General features: G+C 56.6%; 12 protein-coding genes. 9 read left to right on the top strand and 3 right to left on the bottom strand.

Annotation, left to right across the window (positions count from 1 at the left end):
- Positions 1–11 precede the first annotated feature (11 nt).
- Both A3OW_RS0109805 and A3OW_RS0109800 read left to right on the top strand, forming a co-directional pair.
- Positions 12–827, top strand: coding sequence for a carbohydrate ABC transporter permease (locus A3OW_RS0109805; protein ID WP_232422354.1), 816 nt, complete (start codon positions 12–14; stop codon positions 825–827).
- Positions 828–835: 8 nt separating this feature from the next.
- Positions 836–2005: an ABC transporter ATP-binding protein gene (locus A3OW_RS0109800; protein ID WP_020563263.1), complete on the top strand. Its 1170-nt coding sequence runs from the start codon at positions 836–838 to the stop codon at positions 2003–2005.
- A gap of 90 nt (positions 2006–2095) precedes the next feature.
- Here A3OW_RS0109800 and A3OW_RS26395 read toward each other — a convergent pair whose 3' ends face one another.
- Positions 2096–4615, bottom strand: coding sequence for a cytochrome c peroxidase (locus A3OW_RS26395; protein WP_020563262.1), 2520 nt, complete (start codon positions 4613–4615; stop codon positions 2096–2098).
- A gap of 610 nt (positions 4616–5225) precedes the next feature.
- Between A3OW_RS26395 and A3OW_RS0109790 the strand changes: the two genes are divergently transcribed.
- The 4 genes from A3OW_RS0109790 to A3OW_RS28845 all read left to right on the top strand — a co-directional run bounded on the left by A3OW_RS0109790 (position 5226) and on the right by A3OW_RS28845 (position 11305).
- Positions 5226–5981, top strand: coding sequence for a rhomboid family intramembrane serine protease (locus tag A3OW_RS0109790; RefSeq protein ID WP_026223467.1), 756 nt, complete (start codon positions 5226–5228; stop codon positions 5979–5981).
- Positions 5982–6853: 872 nt separating this feature from the next.
- Positions 6854–9394 (top strand): choice-of-anchor tandem repeat GloVer-containing protein, encoded by a 2541-nt coding sequence (locus tag A3OW_RS0109775; RefSeq protein WP_026223466.1) that lies wholly within the window; start codon positions 6854–6856, stop codon positions 9392–9394.
- A 274-nt stretch (positions 9395–9668) separates the two neighbouring features.
- The gene (locus A3OW_RS0109770; protein WP_026223465.1) at positions 9669–11144 is read left to right on the top strand and encodes a choice-of-anchor tandem repeat GloVer-containing protein; all 1476 of its coding nucleotides are present in this window, start codon (positions 9669–9671) and stop codon (positions 11142–11144) included.
- A gap of 35 nt (positions 11145–11179) precedes the next feature.
- On the top strand, positions 11180–11305 hold the full coding sequence (locus A3OW_RS28845) for a hypothetical protein (RefSeq protein WP_020563259.1): 126 nt from the start codon (positions 11180–11182) through the stop codon (positions 11303–11305).
- 67 nt (positions 11306–11372) lie between these two features.
- On the opposite strand, the gene A3OW_RS0109760 is transcribed toward A3OW_RS28845, so the two are convergent.
- Positions 11373–12305 carry a response regulator transcription factor gene (locus tag A3OW_RS0109760; RefSeq protein ID WP_026223464.1) on the bottom strand — a complete coding sequence of 311 codons (933 nt, stop codon included), beginning with the start codon at positions 12303–12305 and terminating at the stop codon, positions 11373–11375.
- Positions 12298–15699: a hybrid sensor histidine kinase/response regulator gene (locus A3OW_RS0109755; protein ID WP_020563257.1), complete on the bottom strand. Its 3402-nt coding sequence runs from the start codon at positions 15697–15699 to the stop codon at positions 12298–12300. Before A3OW_RS0109755 ends, A3OW_RS0109760 begins: the two co-directional genes overlap by 8 nt.
- A gap of 904 nt (positions 15700–16603) precedes the next feature.
- Here A3OW_RS0109755 and A3OW_RS0109740 point away from each other — a divergent pair.
- From A3OW_RS0109740 to A3OW_RS0109730, 3 genes are read left to right on the top strand one after another with little or no spacing between them, the layout of a single operon-like run.
- Positions 16604–17734: a BMP family ABC transporter substrate-binding protein gene (locus A3OW_RS0109740; protein WP_020563255.1), complete on the top strand. Its 1131-nt coding sequence runs from the start codon at positions 16604–16606 to the stop codon at positions 17732–17734.
- A 2-nt stretch (positions 17735–17736) separates the two neighbouring features.
- Positions 17737–18795 (top strand): ABC transporter permease, encoded by a 1059-nt coding sequence (locus A3OW_RS0109735; RefSeq protein WP_020563254.1) that lies wholly within the window; start codon positions 17737–17739, stop codon positions 18793–18795.
- Positions 18792–19718 (top strand): ABC transporter permease, encoded by a 927-nt coding sequence (locus A3OW_RS0109730; RefSeq protein ID WP_020563253.1) that lies wholly within the window; start codon positions 18792–18794, stop codon positions 19716–19718. Before A3OW_RS0109735 ends, A3OW_RS0109730 begins: the two co-directional genes overlap by 4 nt.
- Positions 19719–19727: the final 9 nt, after the last annotated feature.

Genomic DNA, 19727 nt, shown 5'->3' with positions numbered 1-19727 from the left:
CCGGACGTTCTTTGGAGAGATTGTTTTGGGGAGTCGCAAGTCTCGCCGCATTAAGTTACACGCTGCTGCCGGTGCTCTGGATTTTCTCGCTTTCTCTGAAGAAGCCGGAGCATCTGGCCGACCGGCGGCTGTTTCCGGACGAAATTTATTGGGGTCACTACCGGGCCGTTTTCAACGATCCTCAGTTTCCGGCCGCACTGTGGAATTCGGTCGGTATTGCCTTGATGGCCACGTCTTTGTCGGTCACGCTGGCCGCCTTTGCCGCCTACGCCATCGCACGTCTGCAATTTCCCGGTAAAAACGCGGTGCTGGCGGCCGCTCTGGCGATCGCAATGTTCCCGCCGGTAGCCATCATCGGTCCTTTGTTCGATTTATGGCGGTCTCTCGGCTTTTTCGATACCTGGGCCGGACTGATCCTGCCGTATATGACGTTTGCGCTGCCGTTGTCGATCTGGACGCTGGCCGCATTTTTTCGGGAGCTTCCCGGGGATCTGGAAAAAGCGGCGAGAGTGGACGGAGCCACGCCGTTTCAGGTTTTTCGCTTGATCATTGCGCCCCTGGCGGCTCCCGGCGTGTTCACTTCGGCGATTCTGGTCTTTATTTTCGCCTGGAACGATTTTCTGTTCGCGGCTGCTCTGACCTCGACCGACGCCGCGCGTACGGTTCCGGCAGCGATTGCCTTTTTTACCGGGCCTTCCCAATTCGAGCAGCCGACCGGGGCCATCGCCGCGGCTTCGGTTGTGGTCACGGTGCCGGTGGCGATGGTGGTGCTGTTGTTTCAAAGGCGGCTTGTCTCCGGCCTTACCGCCGGTGCGGTGAAAGGGTAGGGCGAACCATGGCCGAAATTGTGCTTGATCGGGTCAGTAAACGATTTGCCGATGGTACGGTTACTCTGAAAGAAGCCAGTCTGACGATTCATGACGGCGAGTTTTTCATTCTGGTCGGGCCCTCGGGCTGCGGCAAATCCACGTTGCTCAACATGATCGTGGGATTGGAGGACGTGAGCTCCGGCGAAATCCGCGTGAACGGAAAGATCGTTAACGATCTCGACCCTAAGGATCGCAATATGGCGATGGTTTTTCAAAGTTATGCGATTTATCCTCATATGACGGTTCGGGAAAATATCGCTTTTCCGCTGCGGTTGGCCAAAATGCCTTCGAAAGAGATAACCCGAAAAGTCGAGGAAGCGGCGGCGATGCTGGAGTTGTCGGCGCTGCTGGATCGAAAGCCGGCCGGTTTGTCGGGCGGACAGCGCCAGCGGGTGGCGATGGGACGGGCCATCGTCCGGGAACCGCAGGTGTTTCTGCTGGACGAACCGCTTTCCAATCTGGACGCACGTCTAAGAGTTCAGATGCGGGGCGAAATTGCGCGGCTGCAGAAAAGGCTCGGCACGACGACGATCTATGTCACTCACGATCAGACCGAAGCGATGACGCTCGGCGACCGCGTGGCGGTGCTTAACCGGGGCGAGATTCAGCAATTGGGCACGCCGAGCGAACTCTACCGGAAGCCGGCCAATCTATTCGTTGCGGCTTTCCTTGGGGCTCCGGCAATGAACCTGATTCCTGCGCAGCTTGAAGGCGGCCGTTTGCTCGGGCCTTTCGGTGCAATCGGATGGCCACAAATGTTAAAACGTCTTGTTCCCGGCGGTGCTTCTTTTGTCGTCGCAGGCATCCGCCCCGAACACATCCGTTGCGCGGAACAAGGTCAGAGCGATGCCGGGAGCCTTGTGTTCGAAGCGCGGGTGGACAGGATGGAATGGCTCGGCGCCGAACTTTATGTTTATTTCGACGCATCCTGTCCAAAAGAATGTCTACACCGAAGCTGGCCGGAAGAAATCAGCGCAAGCATTCGGACCGACGGCAGGGTCTTGGTCGTTGCCCGGCTTGACCCAGCCATCGCCTTGAACAGAGGCGATACGATTTTACTGCGGGTGGCTCATCAACACATCCAACTGTTCGATCCGGAAACCGGTAGAAACTGCGGTAATGACGCCGATCAGTAAAGAGTCGCAGGTTGTACCGCCGCCGTTAAAAAGAAGAGGGCCGGCTCGTTGACGAGTCCGGCCCTTTCTTTTTGGCAGGCTCTCCCCTTATTATTCGATTAGACGATTGCGCAGGTCCGGATCAAACAGGTCGCCGGTGTTGGGCAGGCACAGATCGGAACTGCCCGCGGCCGTGTAGCCGCCGGCGCCGACCGCCGGAACGGTGGCGATGATATCGTCGGCTTTTTTGTCCTTGTTGGTATCCGAAGCCGTCTGGCCGGCGGCTACCGGCAGCTCGGGATGATCGAACGGGGCCGCGTCGCAGCGAACCCGTTCGTCGGTCAGAGTCTTCATGAAAGCCACGATCGCATCAATTTGTTCGTCGGTCGATTTAACGTCCCGGATGAAGAAATCCACATTCGTGCCGAAGTCGGCCCCCGTTACCGGTATGGCGGACTTGCCTAGAGATCCCGTGCCCGAGGTGTCACCGGTATTGCCGCTGCCAGCCAGGCTCTTGTCCCTGCGGCTGCCGCCGCGGGCGTAGAATTCGACCACTTGGCGCAGAGTACTGTAAGCGCCGTTGTGAAAGTACGGCGGCGTCAGCGCGACACCGCGCAAGTGGGAAGTTTTGAACGTGCCGTCGACCAGCTCGCGTTCCTGGCTCTTGTCGAGAAGAAGAGGGTTGGGAGGGCCAATATTATCAGTACAGCCAGGAAAGCGCGGTGTTCCACCCGCTTCAACCAAGGTAGCCGTACTGCAGCGGTTCGTTTGAACGCCGGTGCTGGTCAACACGCCGGACGGATTGGTAACTGCTTCGCCGGCTTCTTCGACGAGGAACATCCGGGCGAGCGACAACGGCTGGCCGTACGGGTCGGTTCCGCCGTTGCCGAGATCGAAACTGCTCGGCATGACGCCGATGTTGAAAAAGCCGCGGTCGTGCACCGCGCCTTCTATCGAAGCCGCGATTGAAGGGAGAGGAGTGCCCAGCACAGGCGGATTACCCGGCGTGCCCGGGCCGCGATCATCGATACGCGACCGCTCCACCGGTACGAAACTCTGGCCATTCTGGAATTGTGCCTCGGAAAAAAGTGGGAAAACCAGAGGATTGGCCGTAGTCGGGGTTACCGGGTGGCAGCCGCTACAGGCGGGACTTCCGGCATCTCTGATGCCGACGCCGCCATTATTGAAAAGACCGAAACCCAGGACTTCTTCGGCGCCGAAGCCGGGAACCAGAGCGGTTGGATCGATGCTGGGGCTGACAGCCAGGGTCACGGGGTCGCGGCATTGCACGGTCGGGTTATCGATAGGCACTTTGTTGACATTGGTGCCCACGCTGGTGGGATTGGTTACTACCGGGCGGCACTCGGCAAACCAGGTATCGAAAGGCGACTGGTCGGAAACCAGAGTCGCTTCATACATCTGGATCGCAAGCCCCCAGAACAGGGAGAAATTCATTGCCATGTGCGAATAGTAGCCCTTTTTGTCCACCTTTTTATCGGTCAGCAATTGCCCGTTGCTGATCTTGTAGCCTTTATCCCCTTTCCAGTACTTGTCCTCGAACGCCAGTTGAATCAGCTCGGCATAGCTTTTGTTCAAGCCCTTGCCCGACGAATCGATTATATTTCCGTCCGGAGTATTGCCGAATACGCTGTCGTTCGAAGCGATCGTCTGCGCTTGCAGAGGCTTTATCGTAGTGGACAGCATCTTTTTCCCGAAATCGGGAAACGTTTTGCCGTTGCAGGACATTTCCAGTTGGCTCAGCGGCGGCGCGACCGCCTGGGACGCCAGGCTGGCATTTTTGATGTTGACCGAGCCCAGCGCGGCATTGAGGGCATCGTCGACCACGACCAGGCGCTTGTTGGGATCGCCGCTGGCATGCAGAGTTCTGGGACCGAAGGCGTCGACCCCGTTGAAGAGGTTATTGGCGCGGCCGTCCCAGAAATTGGCAAAGTTGAACACGGCGTTAACCGTTGTCGGCGTGTTGCGGGGCTCGACCTGGCGCGCCGCGTATTTGCCCGCCTTGAAAACGTTGGCGTCCGGCTTCTTGCACTTTTCCACGTCGGTTTTCTTTTTCAGCTTGCTGAAGACGGAATCATAGGCGCCATTGGAGGAGACGACGTCGTTGGTGGAATAGAGAATGGAGGAGTTTCTGTCTTTGTAGTCGGCAATATGATGCAAGGGAAAGTCTTCTTCGAGCAGGGTATAGGTGGCATCGAGCGGATTGGGGTTGCCGTGCTCCGCCTGGGAGAGGGTCAGGCCGGCTACGGCGCCGGGAATGCTCTCTCCGTCGAAGCTGACGATGGAGCCGAACGTTTTATCTTCGGTGGGCATCTGGTTGAATCCGGGAGACCATTGGTTACGAATGCGGCTGTCGGCTCCGGCGCTGAAATGGCAACTGGCGCAGGCCTGATTGTCGCTTCCCGCCTGAATATCCCAGAACAGCGCCTTGCCAAGAACAATGGCCCATTCCTTGCTTTTGACGATGCCGTTATTCGGTTCGTCAAGGGCGATGTTATTGTTGTCCAGATTAATGGGTTTGGGTGGTGTGAGAGAAGCCGAGGCTGGCGGTGGCAGGCTAAGCCAGGACGACAGAACGGCAGCGAATACCGCTTTTAACTTGAACGCTTTCATTTTTCGCCTCCTGAGTAGTAGTTTTTGTGAGAACGAATGGATCAATGCAAAGATTTTTATGTTTAAGTTGAAATCTGCGTAAACGAGACGCATGGCTCAAACTGGACATTGCGCAAGCAGAGCGTTTTATCGTGGAAACGTCTTTTATCTCCATCGTCAGAGTCAATGGTTGAAACGTAAGACTGTTTTCTAAAATCAGTCACAACAGGGGATTAAAGGTTTTAAATTCCGGCCGTATTGCGCCGACCGTTAAGGCGACAAATAAAGACGGGAGCGGTTTTCAAGCCGGATTTTGTCGGCACCATATACCAAAGAATCGTGTTTAGCATCTAACAAATATCATTATCTTATTGATGATGAATATCCCGATGCCGACAGGATAAATGATCCAGGATACATATCACAAACTCCTGCTCGGCAGGCAATGCCGGTTTCCAGGACCATCCATGCCATCGATATATAGCGGAGGAAAAGCAAACTCTCCCGGACCTGCTTGATTGAAATCCTGGCGGTTTAAGGTTACATTGGACTCGCTTTAATAAGGCTTGTCCGGCTTGAGCTAACCCGAAGTAATCGATTCATAATTTTAAGCGTTCATAACGAGGTTTCCATGTTTCCGATACGCGATGAAAATCCAACGATACGTCCGCCTGTTGCCACGATAGCGCTTATAGCATTGAACATACTCGTCTGGGTTTTTGTCCAGGGGGCCGGCAGCGAGCTTCCGCTGGTCAAATCGCTGTGCCTCTACAGCCTCATACCCGGCGATTTGTTCCATCACGCACCGCCCGGCACTACGCTGGAAATGACCCAGGATATGGTTTGCTCGCTGGACGGCAGAAGCGGCATTCCGACCTTGATCACTCATGCGTTTCTGCACGGGAGCTGGTTCCACATCATCAGCAACATGTGGTTTTTATGGATATTCGGCGATAACGTCGAAGACGCCATGGGGATTCCCCGATTTCTGATTTTTTATTTTCTATGCATTCTGGCCGCCGCTTTCTCTCAAATCATGGCCGATCCTGCGGCATTGTCGCCGATGGTGGGCGCCTCGGGCGCGATCGGCGGCGTCATGGGGGCGTATGCCCGGTTGTATCCCAGAGCCTATGTCCATACCCTCATCCCGCTGGGTTTTTTTATAACGACGGCCGCCATCCCGGCCATCTATATGCTGGGCTACTGGTTTTTGATCCAATTCATCAGCGCCATCCCGGCGGTCGGCGGAGGCGTTCAGATCGCCTTCTGGGCTCATGCCGGGGGCTTTGTGGCAGGCCTCATTCTGATCGGCCCCCTGCATCGGCAGGATTATCTGGAAGAGCGCAACCGTATGGAACCCGATAAAACCGCCAAATACCGGCTCTGACGCTGGTCTTTTTGCGGTTTAAGCCAGCCGGAGCCTTGTTTCGAAAATTTCTCCGGCTGACGGACCGGCATCGATGGCCGGCGTTGCCGGTTCTATTTTGTTTCTGGAATTTATACTAAGTTGATACAAGAGGCTGTGCCGCCGCTTCGGAGCGGACGGAACTTTTTGGCACGAGCATTTGATTTGAAGTTGAATCCGTTCAAACAGCCCCGACCATTTTTTAGCAAAGTATTCGGTGCTACCGCTCGGAAAAGATTATTCCGTTTTCACGAAGGCATTTTGTCGGCTGGATTCGAAGACCGGTCTATCGGCAAAAAGAGGCTTCACCGGCTTCATTCGACTCTGCCGGCAGGTATAAGATACTTACATGTAAAATAAGTTGTTTTATCTTTAAATTTATGATACTAAAGGCAGTGGCGGCTGAGGGTCAATAATAATTATGATGGGTGATAAGGGGTTTTCGGCAGACGTTTGGCAATGGTGGGATGGATTCCATGCCGAAGCTTATGAGTGGAACCGTGTTCCGGATTTTTTACCGATAAGGATAGAAAGTCAATTCGGTTGGTTTGAGTGGAATTGAAACGGTATTTAACATAAAACAACTCATTCTCTGCGTTAAATACGATAATCGTTTCCGATAACCGGAAGCAGGAATTTCCAATGACGGAATGAATCGTGCGGAGCGGCTGGACCGCATCCACGACACGTCGATTTATAAACAACGAATCCCCGAAATACTGTTTACCGTAGAACCGGTTTTTCAAAAACAGTTTCAAGCGCAAACCCAAAGGATCGAGCAGGCGATGGCATCCGACCCCTTGCCCTCCGGCTTAGCCTTCCTTCACAATTAAACGATCATCGGGGAGACGCAAATGAAATCTTATTGGGCTAATCGCACGATTCTCTATTTATTGCTGGCCTGGCTGGCCGTTCCGTGGCTGTTCCCGGCGCGGGAAGCCGCCGCATCCGCCGAGTTTCAGGTGCTGAAAGTCCTGGGCAAGGCAGGCGGCAATCCTTACGCGGGATTGACGCTCGATGGCGCGGGCAATCTCTACGGCACAGCGTTAGCCGGCGGCGACGGCACGAAAGGCAACGCCGGCACGGTGTTCAAGATCGATCCGGGCGGAAACGTCAGCGTGCTATTCAATTTTAGTGCCGGCAGCATCGGCCGTCCCATGGCCGGCGTGGTGCTTGGCGGCGACGGCAGTCTTTACGGTACCACGCCTCAGTTTACCGGAGATTATACCGCCACGGCTTACAAAATCGACGCATCCGGAAATTTCATTCTTCTGCACGCTTTCGAGGGCGGTTTTATCACGACCGCGGGCGGCTTGATCAAAGGCATCGACGGCAACTTCTACGGCGCATCGTCCGATTGCGTTCCAGAAAACCGCTCGGGAACGATCTATAAAATAGACTCTGCCGGAAACTACAGCGTCGTCTATGAATTTCCGGGACAATGTGGAGGTCCCAACTCGGAGCTGATTCAAGGCAGCGACGGCAGTTTTTACGGGACGACGGCCAACAGCGATAACAGCGGTGCGGGAACGGTGTTCAAGCTCGATCCGTCAGGTAATTTCAGCATCTTGCACGAATTTGACAGCGGCTACTATGAGCAATCAAAACTGCTGCAAACCAGCGACGGCAGTTTGTACGGCGCCACTTTTGCGGGCGGCGCCAACGACGCCGGAATCCTTTACAAAATCGATCCGTCCGGCACCTTCAGCGTGCTGCACGAATTCGACGGCGGCGACGGCGGTAAGGCGCCCGCGGCCGGGCTCATTCAAGGCAGCGACGGCAATTTTTACGGCACCACGACCGCGGGCGGCATCGACGGTCTGGGCATCGTCTACAGAATCAGTCCATCCGGAGACTTTAACGTTCTTCATTCTTTCGACACGATCACCGGGGCCAATCCCTACGCTCCGTTGGTACAGTACGGCGACGGCAGTTTCTACGGCACCGCCGTCAACGGAGGCAGTTTTGGCGAAGGCGTTGTTTTCAGGATCGATTCAACCGGAACCGTCAGCGTGGTCTATTCGTTCGGCTCATTCGACGAGGCCGGCACGGTGCCTCTGGCCGAACTGATCCGGGGCAAAGACGGCAATTTTTACGGCACCAATTCCGAGGGCGGCGATAACGGTTCGGGTACCGTTTACCGGATCGATTCGGCCGGGAACACAGAAATAGTGCACAGTTTCGACGGCAGCGAAGGCTCCTCGCCCCATGCCCGGCTCTTGCAGGATTCGTCGGGCAACTTTTACGGAACTACCACTTATGGTGGCAACTACAGCGCCGGAACGATCTTCAAACTGGATGCATCCGGAATGTTCAGCATTCTTCACGATTTCGAAGGAGGCAGCGGAGGAGCGAACCCCGAAGCCGGACTCATCCGGGACAGCCGCGGCAATTTGTACGGCACCACGCGCTTTGGCGGCGCCAACAATGCGGGCACGGTCTACAAACTGACCCCGGCGGGAGTTTTCAGCGTTCTCCATGATTTCGACGGCGCGGCGGGCGGCAATAGTCCTTATGCCGGGCTGCTTCGGGGCACGGACGGCACTTTTTACGGTACGACCCTTTTGGGCGGCAATTACAGCCATGGGACCGTGTTCAAACTCACCGCGTCCGGAAATTTCAGCATTTTGCACCATTTCGAAGGCGGGCTCGGCGGTTCTTCTCCCGATGCCGAGTTGATCCGGGGCAGCGACGGAAAATTCTACGGTACCGTCATCGAGGGCGGCGACGACGCGCTGGGCGGACCAAGGAAAGGCGCCGTATTCCGGATCGACTCCAAGGGCAATTTCAGTATTATCTACCAGTTCAACGGCAGCGACGACGGCGGAAATCCGCATGGCGTGATCCAGGGCAAAGACGGCAATTTTTACGGTACGACGTCAACCGGCGGCGTTAACGGTTACGGAACCGTCTACCGGCTCGACGGATCGGGAAACTTCAGCGCGTTGCACCATTTCGATCTTGACGATGGAGGCGGCAGCGTCGCGGCACTGCTTCAAGCCGGTGACGGCAGTTTCTACGGCACCACTTCGGGCAGCACATATAACGGCGGCGTCGTTTATAACAGTGGCGTCATTTTTCGTTTGACGGGAACCACCCAGGCCACGACGACCACGCTGACCTCCAGCCTGAACCCGTCGGTCGCCGGCCAATCGGTTACCTTTACCGCGACGGTAACCGGCAACAGTCCCACCGGCACGGTCGAGTTCTTCGTCGGCAGCGCCAGCCTGGGTTCCCGTCCGCTCGGCAACGGGGCCGCGGCCTTGTCCACGCCGAGGCTGATAGCCGGCACGCACAGCATCACCGCGGTCTACGGCGGCGATGCCAACAACGCGCCGAGCACCAGCGCCGCGGTCACGCAAGTGGTGAAAAAACGGCGGCCGCCGCGGCCCTGACGTCCGGTAAAAAACCGTCCGGCGCCGCCGGGCGCTTGCCGAAAATCTCCGTCGCGCCGAGAGGCGCGGCGAAGGAATTATGGAGATGAGAGAAATTCTGTTATTTGTAAGGGAGGTGTTTCATTAACCAAGTAATCAATGCGTGAAATAAAAATTATAAAAATAATAAAAATATCGAACAAAGGTAGATTTCTCGTGCCGGATTATACGGCTTAATCGAGACTTTCTGCTCCTGTATTATTTTTGGCTATAGCGTGACGCCCTGGAGGAAACTATGAAAAACCATTCTTCGATGCAAACGTTTTATTTCATATTTTTGATCTGGCTGGTGCTGGCGGGCATATTCCTGGCTCCGACGGCCGGAGCGGCGGTTGATTTCGAGGTACTGAAATCGCTGGGCACGCAGGACGGCAAACCGACCGGTGCCCTGATTCAGGATGCGGCCGGCAATTTTTACGGAACGACGCTCTACGGCGGCAGCCACGGGGTCGGTACGGTGTTCAAGATCGATGCGTCCGGAAATTATTCCGTATTGTACGAGTTCGAAGGCGGCAGCGATGGAGTCAATCCCTATGCAACATTGGTGTTCGGCAGCGACGGCAGCTTATATGGTGTCACAAAGGGAAACAGCAATTCAAATGCAACATTGTTTAAATTGAGTTTATCCGGAAATTTCAGCGTATTGTATACGTTTAGCCCTGGTAGTGATGCCGGTTATGACCCTTCCGGCGGATTGACTCTGGGTTCCGACGGCAAATTTTATGGCGCCACTTGCGGTGGAGGCAATAGCGGCGGGACGTTTTACAGAATCGATTTATCCGGGAATCTTACCGTACTGCACAGCTTCGGCACGTCGGGGGAGTATGACTTCTGTCCGGCTTCGGAACTGGTTCAAGCCAGCGACGGCAGTTTCTATGGCGTTACCGGAGGACAGCTCAGCTACGACATCGATCATCTAGTGTTCAAAATCGATCCTGCCTGGAATTACAGTGTTCTGCATTATTTTTTAGTAAGCAATCAATACAACCAGGGAAATCCCGACGATCCCTATCCGACTCGGCTATTCCAAGGCAGCGACGGCAACATCTACGGAGTCGGCAACAGCAACATCTACGGTATCGGCGCCAATTGGGTGTATAGGCTCGAATCGTCCGGAACCGCGACCGTTTTGTACCAGCCCGATGCCGCGACCATTCCGTATCTCTCCTTGCTGATCCAGGGTTCGGACAGCAATTTTTATGGCACGACTTATTCTTCCGCTGATAGCGGCATCGGCATCGTGTTTAAGCTGGATCCTTCCTGGAACTACAGCATCCTGTACGAGTTTGATGCCGATGATCCCGCCGGAACATCCATTGTCGGACTGGTTCAGGCTGACGACGGCAGTCTCTACGGCACCACTTCCGGGGGTGGCACTTATAACGGCGGTATCATTTTTCGTTTGACGGAAACTCAGGCCACGACGACCTCGCTGACGTCCAGCCTGAATCCGTCGACCGTCGGCCAATCGGTCACCTTTACCGCGACGGTAACCGGCAACAGCCCGACCGGCACGGTCGAATTCTTCGTCGGCAGCACCAGCCTCGGTTCCCGGCCGCTCAGAAACGCGGTCGCGTCCTTGTCCACGCCTCGTCTGGTGGCCGGCACGCACAGCATCACTGCGGTCTACAGCGGCGACGCCAACAACGCGCCGAGCACCAGCGCCGCGGTCACGCAAGTGGTGAAAAAACGGCGGCCGCCGCGGCCCTGACGTCCGGTAAAAAGCCGTTCACTTTCCGCACGGCGTTGCCCTTTACCGCATTGGTCAAGGGCAATGCACCGACCGGCAGCGTCAGCCTGGGCATGGTGACGCGGGGTTCGGACAGCAAGGCGAAACTGACCACCGCCGCGCTGACCCAGACCGTGCGCTGATCCGTAGCAACGGCTTACCGATGGCAAGGGAAATCTCCGCCGCGCCCTCCGGCGCGGTGGGGACGGCTCAGCGTTGCAGCACCATGGCGACGGCCGCCGCCCGCGTGGCCACGCCGAGTTTTTCGAAGATGTGTTCCAGATGCTTGTTGATCGTTCTGGGGCTGCTGCCCAGAATCAGGCCGACTTCCTTGTTGGTTTTGCCGCGCGCAATCCACATCAGTATTTCCGCCTCCCGGAACGTGAGTTTCAGGGACTCCCTCAGCGACTCCAGATTCCATTGAGTCGATTCCTTTTGCAGGAGCAGCAGATATTCGTCCAGATGATGGCAATGCGTCATTTTTACGGTAAAACCGCTGCTCGACCGGTAATGCTCGAAACATTCCTCGGCGTTTTGGCCGCCATCGGAGAGGCGCTGCCGGAACCATTCCAGCAACGGAGAGGGTAAAAGGCCGCCGATGCGGATGGGCTGTTCGGAGGCGTAATGCCGCATGAAATCGTGCAGCCATGCCTCGGCCGACGGCGTCAGCCAGGCAATGCCGCCCAAGCGGCCGACCGCCAGGGCGGAATAGGCGCTTTGCTGCAGGGCCTGCTGTGCGCGCTGGAGATTGCGCGACTGGGTCAGGTGGACTTCGATTCGGGCCAACACCTCGGGCGGGCGAATGGGTTTGATGATGTAATCCAGGCCGCCTTCGCCGAATCCCTGCAATAAATGATCGAGTTCGCTCAAGCCGGTCATGAACAAGATGGGAATGCCCGCCGTGGCCGGTTCCGCCTTGATGCGGCGGCAGGTTTCGAAGCCGTCTATTCCCGGCATGACCACGTCCATTAAAATAATGTCGGGCTTCAGATATTGGATCTGTTCGATGGCCGAGAGCCCGTCGGTAGCCACCAGCACCCGGTAACGGGCATCCGACAGGGTGTCGGACAAAAGCGCCAGATTGCCCGGCGTGTCATCCACAATCATCACCGTGCCGTTCATCGATCGATTGTCATCACTCATCGGATGGTCTCGCTTGGTTTGGCCTGTTCAGGGCGTCCGCCATAAGCAGGTTTTTAATCTCCGCGATGCGGAATTCGCCGGCCAATTGCCTGATCTTCAGCAGGAAAGGCAGATAGTCCGGACGGTTGAGGCCGGCTTCGTCGAGCTGCCGGTTCAACCCCATCAGATCACCGATGCGAATGAATTCGACGAGTTTGTCGACGACCTCCTGCGGCGGCCGCGTATCGGCTATTTTACTGGCTGCGGCGGTGTTCTGCATAGGGGCTTCCTGACCGATCCAGTCAAGATCCAGAGTCGATTTCAGTTTGTAGTACAGCTCCTGAATTTGTATCGGCTTGGCCAGAAAATCGTTGCAGCCGGCCTTGATCGCCGCCAGGCGGTCGGACGGATAGGCATTGGCGCTCAGCACGATGATGGGCTTCGAATAGCCTTTCCGGCGTAATTGCTCGGCTGTTTCGGTGCCGCCGATGCCGGTCATCGACAGGTCCAGCAGAATCAGGTCGGGAACACAGTCGTCGACCTTGAGCAGGCACTCTTCGCCGGAGCAGGCTTCCGAAAGATAGAAACCCAAAGGTTCCAGCAGGGACAGCAGCAATTGCCGATGGTCCGGCTGATCGTCAACAATTAGAATGTTCCGTCTCGGCCCCCGGTAGCCTGTGACGTTGTCTTCCCGGATCTCAGCCGAGCCGGCGCCGAGGCTGGGCAGAAACAGACGTACGGTAAAGGTTGAACCTTGACCCGGCACGCTTTTGACGCTGAGTTCGCCGCCCATGATTTCGGCCAGAATCTTGCTGATGGTCAGACCCAGGCCGCTGCCGGCGACGGCGTTTCCGGCCGCCGTACCGAGCCGCGTGAACGGTTGAAAAATGGTCTGCAGATGCTCTTCGTCGATGCCGATGCCGGTGTCGGTGATCTGGAAATTGCCGACGCCGCCGCTGTAGCCGATACGGAAAATGATTTCCCCGGAAGAAGTAAATTTTACGGCATTGTTCAGCAGATTGATCAGAATCTGGCCGATCCTTTTTTCGTCGCCGCGAACGCGCCGGGGCAACGTGTTGGTAAACCGACAATGAAAAGCCAGCCCTTTTTCTTCGGCCTGAGCCTTGAATATGTGCACCAGATGGTCGATGAATACCGGAAAGTGGATCGGCATGGATCTCAGCTCGAACTTGCGAGCTTCGATACGGGCGATGTCGAGAATGTCCTCGATCAGCGCCGACAGATGTTCGCTGCTGCGCTTCATGGTCTTCACCGCCTGCAGCCTGTGCTCGGGAATGGCCGGATCGTTGTCGAGGATGTGCGCGTAACCGATGATGCTGTTTAACGGCGTGCGAATTTCATGGCTCATGTTGCTGAGAAAGCGGCTTTTGGCGCTGTTGGCGCTGTCGGCCATAATGAGCGCCTGTTGTAGTTTGGCGTCGGTTTTCTTGTGTTCCTCGATTTCGGTCAGCAGGGTCTGCGTCTGTCGGGCGGTTTCATGATGAGCGATGCGCCGGCTTTCGTCGTTCAGGATCAGCCACCAGGTGCACAGGCCGATGAAGACCAGCATCGAAGTATAGGTTTTGATGAAGTTTTCCAGCAGGAGGTAATAAACGAAGGGATTGCGGGAAACCGCCAGTAAATCCTCGTAATAGATGATGCCGACGAAGATGCCGGTCAGGACCGATAGGAACAGGAACAGCATGGTAAAGCGGAGCAGGCGTAGCTTCAATGACAGCGAAAGACGGGATGGAAGCAAATGCCGCGCCAGGGATTCCAGATAGTCGTGAAGGGTCGAGCCCGGTTTACAGGCATCGAAACAACGGGCGTCCAGAGTGCAGCACAGCGAACAGATACTGCCGGCGTACGCCGGACAGAAGGCAATGTCTTCGTGTTCGAACTCGTTTTCGCAGATGCAGCATTTGTCGTTCTGTGTGCGGTTGTTTTTTCTGCGGTCGCGAACGATGTGGGGTTTGGGGCCGAACCACCAGGCGATCGAAGGCGTCAGCACGAAGGTCAGGACCAGCGCGATAAATCCCGAAAAAGCCTGGGCATAGCTGCCGAACAGGCCGGTATACGCCAAAATGGAAACGATCGAGGCGGACAATGTCGAGACGATGCCGACCGGGTTCAGATCGGGCAGATAAGCGCGTTTGAATTCGACGGTTTTCGGACTGAGGCCCAGCGGTTTGTTGATCATCAGTTCGGCGGCGACCGCGCTGATCCAGGCGATCGACATGTGCGAAAACAGGCCCAGAATTTTTTCCAGCGCGCCGAACACGCCGAATTCCATCAGCAGCAGCGCGATCAACACGTTGAACAGCAGCCAGATGACGCGGCCCGGATGGCTGTGCGTCAACCGCGAAAAAAAATTGGACCAGGCCAGGGAGCCGGCATAGGCGTTGGTGACGTTGATCTTGATCTGGCTGAGCACGACGAACAGGGTGGTGACGGCAAGCGCCGGCCTCGCGTCATCGAACAGTTCGGTGTACGCGGTCAGGTACATCTGGGTCGGTTCGTGGGCATGGGCGGCCGGAATGCCGTGCCGTATGGCCAAATGAGCGAGCAACGCTCCGGCCAGTTGCCGGGCCATGCCGAAGAAGATCCAGCCGGGCCCTCCCGCCAGCATCGCCAGCCACCAGCGTCCTCTATTGGACTTTTTCTTTTCGGGCATGAACCTCAGAAAATCGACCTGCTCTCCTATCTGCGCCATCATCGAAAAGGCCACGGTGGTGGCGCTGCCGAACAACAGCCAGTCGAAGCCTTCGCCGTGGCTGGCGATCCACCAGTAGGTTTTCAGAATGGGAACGGCTTCGGGCTCCCGGTTCAGGACCGCCAGATAGGGAACGATCAGCAGCAGCAGCCAGAGCGGTTGGGTCCATAATTGCAGACGGCTGATCGTCGTGATGCCGAAGGTGACCAAAGGGATGACGGCAAGCGCGCTGATGACGTGGGCGTAAGCGAGGGGAATCCTGAAATACAACTCCAGGGCCAGCGACATGATCGAGGCTTCCATCGCGAACAGGATGAAGGTAAAGGAGGCATAGATCAGGGAGGTCACGGTGGAGCCGAGATAGCCGAATCCGGCGCTGCGGGTCAATAGGTCGATGTCGATGTTGTAGCGGGCTGCGTAATAGCTGATCGGCAGGCTGGTGATGAAGATGACCGCCGCTACCGCCAGAATGGCCCAGCAGGCGTTGGTGAAGCCGTAATTGATCGATAAAAAGCCGCCGATGGCTTCGAGTACCAGAAACGAAGTCGAACCGAAGGCGGTGTTGGCTACCTGAAACTCCGACCACCTCCGGAAACTGCGCGGTGCGAAACGCAAGGCATAATCTTCCATGGTTTCGTCGGCGACCCAGGTATTGTAGTCTCTGCGGATTTTGGAGATGTTCTGGAAAATGCCAAGCTTCATAATCGGAATCACCGGTAATAAAAGTCATATTGATCTTGCGCAACGCGCAGAGTCATGGAACGAGTTTCCAGGCTTCAGGATGTTCGCAAAGCCTGTCTCGGCCGGTTTTTTGCAGGACGCGGCGGACTGTCCGGAGCCGATACGCTTCGTAACCTCCTGAATATCCTGGGTTACGCAATGTATTTCATTAAAGTTCTATTAAAGAAAGTGCGCGGTGCGTGCTCTACCGTATTTTCTCCGTCAGACCATGACTCAGCCGTCCACTGGCATGCAAGAATCCTGCCGCCATGTTGCCTCCGACTCCTCCCGATGCGTCGGGAAGAACCTGCAATTAAAAGCGAACGGTATAAAACGAGCCGAAGCCTAAACGGAATTTTCCGAGGGGCTCAGGCGGAGCATTCTTGCGGAAACCTCTGATTCATGGGTTGAGCATCAAGGGTTTGGTATGCGGGGATTCCGGAGGTTTTTGATTTCCTGGTTAACCGGGTTTTTGATAAGAAAATGATCATTCCAATCGGCTGATGCCCCGGAAGACTTTATTTCTTCTGAATGCACAAAATCGGTGCAAATACATCGGTTATCGCACCATTATAGAGGCTTATTTTCAAAACCGGGCTCGTGATTTTTTAACTGCTTTAACCTTCATTAATCGTATAACTCTTTATTTTATTTTTTGTTTTTTCGCTATGAAAAAAGAGCGAAAACAAGCCTTCAAACATGGCACCGATCATGCATAATCTGTTGCATACAACAAAGTATGCACTCGTTTCCGGTATTGCCGTGACCTGAAAAAGCCGGTGTTATTTTTGCGCTGAAACGTTGCAGGCCGCAAGGTGAGGGCTCTTCCCGGAAGGGGCCGCCTTGCGCCGACGATCCGTTAATTTTCTTTTATTTGAGGTAAGCCATGACTAGCACCGATACCACGCCGTTTGCCTTTCTTCTGCGCATCATGCGCGGATTTCCGCCGGCCTTGATCATCGCTTTGGCGATGATTTTTCCGGCGCGTGCCGGGGACGACGTTGTGGTCGGATTCATCTACGTCGGATCCAGGGCCGACTACGGTTACAACCAGGCCCATGCCCAGGGGGCGGCCGCAGTCAAGGCGATGCCCGGAGTCAAGGTAATCGAGGAGGAGAACGTGCCGGAGACGATTGCGGTGCAGAATTCGATGGAAAGCATGATCAATCTGGACGGCGCCAGGCTGATCTTTCCGACCTCGTTCGGATATTACGATCCGCACGTGCTGGCGGTGGCGCCAAAATATTCCGGCACCACCTTTCTGCATGCCGGAGGGCTCTATCAGGAAGGCAGGCACCCGGCCAACGCCGGCAGTTACTTCGGTTACATCGACGAAGCGCAATACGTCGCCGGCATTGTCGCCGGCGGCACTTCGAAAACCGGCAAGCTCGGCTTCATTGCCGCCAAGCCGATCCCGCAGGTGCTGCGCAACGTCAATTCGTTCACTCTGGGCGCGCAAAGCGTGAATCCGAAAATCACCACGCAGGTGATCTTCACCGGCGACTGGGCCATGCCGGTCAAAGAGGCCGAAGCGGCGAACAGCCTGATCGATCAGGGCGTCGACGTGATCACGATGCACGTCGACAGCCCGAAAGTCATCATCGAGATCTGCGAGCGCCGCGGCATTTATTCGAGCGGCTATCACGCCGATCAAGCCGAACTGGCGCCGAAGGGTTATCTGACCGGTGCGGAATGGAACTGGCCGAAGGTCTATACCGATTTCGTCAAGCGGCTCCAGGCAGGCAAACCGTTTCCGCATCTGCTGCGGGGCGGCATCAAGGAAGGCATCGTCAAAAACTCCAGATACGGCCCGGCGGTCAGCGCCGAAACGATCGCTAAGGCCGAAGCCGCAAAAGCGAAGTTCATGGCCGGCGAGATGGTCATCTACAAGGGCGAGTTGAAGGACAACAAAGGCAACGTCGTGATTCCGCCAGGGCAAGCGTTGCCGCAGACCGACATCAAACTGGAGTCGATGGATTATCTGGTGGCCGGCGTCATCGGCAGCACCGGCTCCTGACCATGAAAACGTCGGCTTGGCTTGCAGCCATGGAAAACTTGCTGATTCCCGTGGGAGCGTTGGTTCTGGGGCTGATGGCGTTCGGAACCTTTATGCTTTGCGTCGGCAACAATCCTCTGGAAGTCTTTCATACCATTTACCGGGGTGGTTTCGGCAGCGGCTTTTCCTGGCGCAATACCCTGGAGCGGGCGGTGCCGTTGATGCTGACGGCCTTGTGCACCGCCTTGCCGGCGCAACTGGGCCTGATCATGATCGGCGGTGAAGGGGCCGTGGTGATCGGTGGCGTTTGCGCGGCCGTGGCCGGCTTGGCTTTCGGCAGTCAGCCCCCCTGGCTTGCGCTGACGGCGGTGCTGACGTCCGGGCTGCTCTCGGGCGGGCTCTGGATTGCTCTCGTCGGCTGGCTGAAACACTGCCGAGGCATGAACGAAACCATTACCAGCCTGTTGTTCAACTATATTGCGATTGCGCTGATGAATCATCTGGTCACAGGGCCCCTACGCGATCCAGAAAGTCTGAACAAGCCCTCGACACGGCCGATCGGCAGTGCCCACATGCTGGGCGACATTCCGGGCCTGGGCGTGCACTGGGGACTGTTTTACGGCGTGGCGCTGTGCCTTGCTTGCTATCTGCTGTTCCGGAAGACGACTTTCGGCTTTGCCGTTCGAGTCGCCGGCGGCAATCTTCGCGCGGCCAGGGTCGTCGGGCTTCCGGTCGGATGGCTGACCGTGGCTGTCTGTTTTTGCGCCGGCGCCGCCGCAGGCCTGGCCGGAGGCATCGAAGTGGCTGCGATCCACGGTACCGCGAACGCGTCGCTGGCCGCAGGATACGGTTATGCGGGCATTCTGGTGGCGTTTCTGGCCCGGCAGAATTCCCTGGCGGTGATCCCTGTTTCCCTGCTTCTGGGCGGCATCTCGGCCAGTGCCGGCCTGCTGCAGCGCACCCATCAGTTGCCCGATGCGGCCATACTGATCCTGCAGAGCGTGCTGTTCATGGCCATATTGCTTGGCGAAACCTGGTACGGCCGTTTGCCGGCATGGCATGAAAACCGGAGGCCGGAGTGAACGAAGACGCCTTGGGCGGATGGGGCGTACTGCTTGCCGTGCTGGCCGGGGCGATCCGGGCCGGCACCCCGTATTTGTTCGTCAGTCTCGGCGAGTGTCTGACCGAAAAGAGCGGCCGCATCAATCTCGGACTCGAAGGCAATCTGGTTCTCGGCGCGATGTCGGCCTATGCCGTGTCGTATTCGAGCGGCTTGCCCTGGCTCGGCGTGCTGGCGGCAGGCAGTACCGGCATGGTGCTCGGACTGATTCATGCCTGGCTGTGCAGCCTGCCGAAAGTCAACGATATTGCGGTGGGGATCGCGTTGATGCTGTTCGGCACAGGCGTGGCGTTTTTTCTAGGCAAGCCGTATATTCAGCCGACTGCGCCGCATCTTCCGGCGCTTGCGTTGGGTAACTGGAGTTCGAACGCGCACGTCCGTTCCGCACTTGAAATCAACGTGCTGTTTCTGCTGGGTCTTGTCGCCGCACCGCTATTGGCCTGGTTTTTGGCCAATACCCGCTGGGGACTGATGGTGCGAACGGTGGGCGACAGCCGCAATGCCGCCGAAGCTCTCGGTTTTCCGGTCAATCGGGTACGGACCGCAGCCACTGTCGCCGGCGGCTTTCTGGCCGGCGTCGGTGGTGCGTTTCTGTCGCTGCATTATCCGGGCAGTTGGAATGAAGGATTGTCCAGCGGTCAGGGCTTGATCTCGGTGGCACTGGTCGTCTTCGCACGCTGGCAGCCGATGCGCTGCCTGTATGCCTCGCTTCTATTCGGCGGCGCCGGTGCGCTCGGCCCCGCCTTGCAGTCGGTCGGCATTACCGGCGGCTATTATTTGTTCAATGCGGCACCCTATGTATTGACCTTGATGCTGATGATTGCGACTTTCTCCAGAGAGCGTTCCCTGTCCGGCATTCCGGAAGAACTTTCCATTACCAAGTGAGTAAACTCC

This window comes from Methylosarcina fibrata AML-C10, assembly GCF_000372865.1.
GTDB lineage: Bacteria > Pseudomonadota > Gammaproteobacteria > Methylococcales > Methylomonadaceae > Methylosarcina > Methylosarcina fibrata.
This window is presented reverse-complemented; position numbering and strand designations above follow the sequence as displayed.